The following is a 2429-nucleotide window of genomic DNA, read 5'->3' as shown; positions in this document are numbered from 1 at the left end:
GGGCGAGGGCGGGGCCGGGTCGGCGGGGGGCGGCGGGGCGGGCGCGGGCCGCCTCGATCATCGCCGCGGAGGGGTCGACCGCCTCGACGGTCAGGCCGTGCGCGGCGAGCCGGAGGGCGAAGCGGCCGGAGCCGCAGCCGACGTCCAGGGCCCGTCCCGGCCCCTCGGGTATCCGGCGCAGCAGCAGCGGGTGGTAGTGGTCGTTGTGGTCGAACGGCACCGGGCCGCGGGTGGTTCACAGGGCCGGGGCACCGGCCGGGCCGCGGACGGCCCGCGGTGGGTCAGCGGCGGGTCAGCGGCGCACCGGGATGGAGGTCACGAACGGCTGGCTGGGGCCGGGGTCGGTGAAGAAGTCGTTGCCCTTGTCGTCCACGACGATGAACGCCGGGAAGTCCTCGACCTCGATCTTCCAGACCGCTTCCATGCCGAGCTCCTCGTACTCCAGGACCTCGACCTTCTTGATGCAGTCCTGTGCCAGCCGGGCGGCGGGGCCGCCGATGGAGCCGAGGTAGAAGCCGCCGTGGCGGTCGCACGCCTCGGTGACCTGCTTGCTGCGGTTGCCCTTGGCGAGCATCACGAAGGAGCCGCCCGCCGCCTGGAACTGGTCGACGTAGGCGTCCATGCGGCCGGCGGTGGTCGGGCCGAAGGAGCCGGAGGCGTAGCCCTCGGGCGTCTTGGCCGGGCCGGCGTAGTACACGGCGTGGTCGCGCAGGTACTGCGGCATCTCGCCGCCGCCGTCGAGGAGTTCCTTGATCTTGGCGTGGGCGATGTCGCGGGCGACGACCAGCGGGCCGGTCAGCGACAGCCGGGTCTTGACGGGGTGGCGGGAGAGCTCGGCGCGGATCTCGTCCATCGGCCGGTTGAGGTCGATGCGGACCACGTCGGCGTCGGTGGAGAGGTCCTCGTCGGTGGTCTCGGGCAGGAACCGGGCCGGGTCCCGCTCCAGCTGCTCCAGGAAGACGCCCTCGGCGGTGATCTTCGCGCGGGCCTGGCGGTCGGCGGAGCAGGAGACGGCGATGGCGACCGGGCAGGACGCGCCGTGGCGCGGCAGCCGGACGACGCGGACGTCGTGGCAGAAGTACTTGCCGCCGAACTGGGCGCCGATGCCGATGCGCTGCGTCAGTTCGAAGACCTGCTGCTCCAGCTCGCGATCGCGGAAGCCGTGGCCGCTGGGGGAACCGGACTCGGGCAGCTCGTCGAGGTAGTGCGCGGAGGCGTACTTGGCCGTCTTGAGGGCGTACTCGGCGGAGGTGCCTCCGACGACGATCGCCAGGTGGTACGGCGGGCAGGCCGCGGTGCCCAGCGAGCGGATCTTCTCCTCCAGGAACGTCATCATGGACGCCTCGTTGAGAACGGCCTTCGTCTCCTGGTAGAGGAACGACTTGTTGGCCGAGCCGCCGCCCTTGGCCATGAAGAGGAACGTGTAGGCGTCGCCGTCCTCCGCGTACAGCTCGATCTGCGCGGGGAGGTTGGAGCCGGTGTTCTTCTCCTCCCACATCGTCAGCGGCGCCAGCTGCGAGTACCGCAGGTTGAGCTGGGTGTAGGCGTCGTAGACGCCGCGGGAGAGCGCCTCGGCGTCGCCGCCCTCGGTCAGCACCTGCTGGCCGCGCTTACCCATGACGATGGCGGTGCCGGTGTCCTGGCACATCGGCAGCACGCCCGCGGCGGCGATGTTGGCGTTCTTCAGCAGGTCCAGCGCGACGAACCGGTCGTTGGCCGACGCCTCGGGGTCCTCGAGGATCTTCCGCAGCTGCGCCAGGTGGTCGGGGCGCAGGTAGTGGGAGATGTCGCGCATCGCCTCGGCCGCGAGCCTGCGCAGCGCCTCCGGCTGGACCTTCAGGAAGGTACGGCCGTCGACCTCGACGGTGGACACCCCCTCGGCGGTGACCAGGCGGTACGGGGTGCTGTCCTCACCGGTCGGCAGCAGGTCGGTGTAGGCGAACTCTGGCATGGCGGGCAACCTCATCCGGGCAGACTTCCGCGCCGGGCAGGCAGCGGCGGCGCGCCCACCAGCCTAGGACGCCAGCGTGGCGGACCGGTGACCACCTCCCTCCCGCGCCGCCGGGAGCGGCGGGACGGCGGCGCGGGAGGGGCGCGCGGCCCAGGCGCGCGGGGCGGCCGTCGGCCGGGTCAGTCGAGCAGGATGCGGCGGCCGCGCAGGGCTCGCACCGCGCGTCGTGTCCGGCGCCGGCCGTGGCGGTTGCGGAGCCGTGCAGCGACCTCGGCCGCGGCTCCGCCGCCCTCGGCGAGGCGGCCCAGCGCGACGCAGCCGGTCTCGGTGGGCCAGCTGTCCGGCCCGTAGAGCTCCGCGAGGTCGGGTACCAGCTCGCTCCAGAGCCGGATCGCCGCCGCCCGCTCGCCGCGGGCCTCGGCCGCGGTCGCCGCCTCCCGGCGGCGCCGCAGCCGCTCGGACACGCCGAGCGGGCCGG

The 2429-nt window shown here is 73.6% G+C and carries 3 protein-coding genes; all 3 read right to left on the bottom strand.

Annotated elements, in window-relative coordinates; all coding sequences use genetic code 11:
• Positions 1-220: class I SAM-dependent methyltransferase (locus HCN52_RS23760; RefSeq protein WP_168090477.1), on the bottom strand; the 220-nt coding region annotated here is incomplete at its 3' end.
• A gap of 72 nt (positions 221-292) precedes the next feature.
• The gene (locus tag HCN52_RS23755) at positions 293-1951 is read right to left on the bottom strand and encodes a fumarate hydratase (RefSeq protein ID WP_168090476.1); all 1659 of its coding nucleotides are present in this window, start codon (positions 1949-1951) and stop codon (positions 293-295) included.
• A 179-nt stretch (positions 1952-2130) separates the two neighbouring features.
• A partial coding sequence (locus HCN52_RS23750; protein ID WP_168090475.1) for a hypothetical protein occupies positions 2131-2429 on the bottom strand: 299 nt, incomplete at its 5' end.

Source organism: Streptomyces bohaiensis, assembly GCF_012033785.1.
GTDB lineage: Bacteria > Actinomycetota > Actinomycetes > Streptomycetales > Streptomycetaceae > Streptomyces > Streptomyces bohaiensis.
Note: the sequence above shows the minus strand (reverse complement) of the source record. Positions and strands in the feature narration are given on the sequence as shown.

Coding starts and splice junctions, on each gene's coding strand:
- HCN52_RS23755 (WP_168090476.1), bottom strand. CDS start 1,951: ATGCCAGAGTTCGCCTACACCGACCTGCTGCCGACCGGTGAGGACAGC.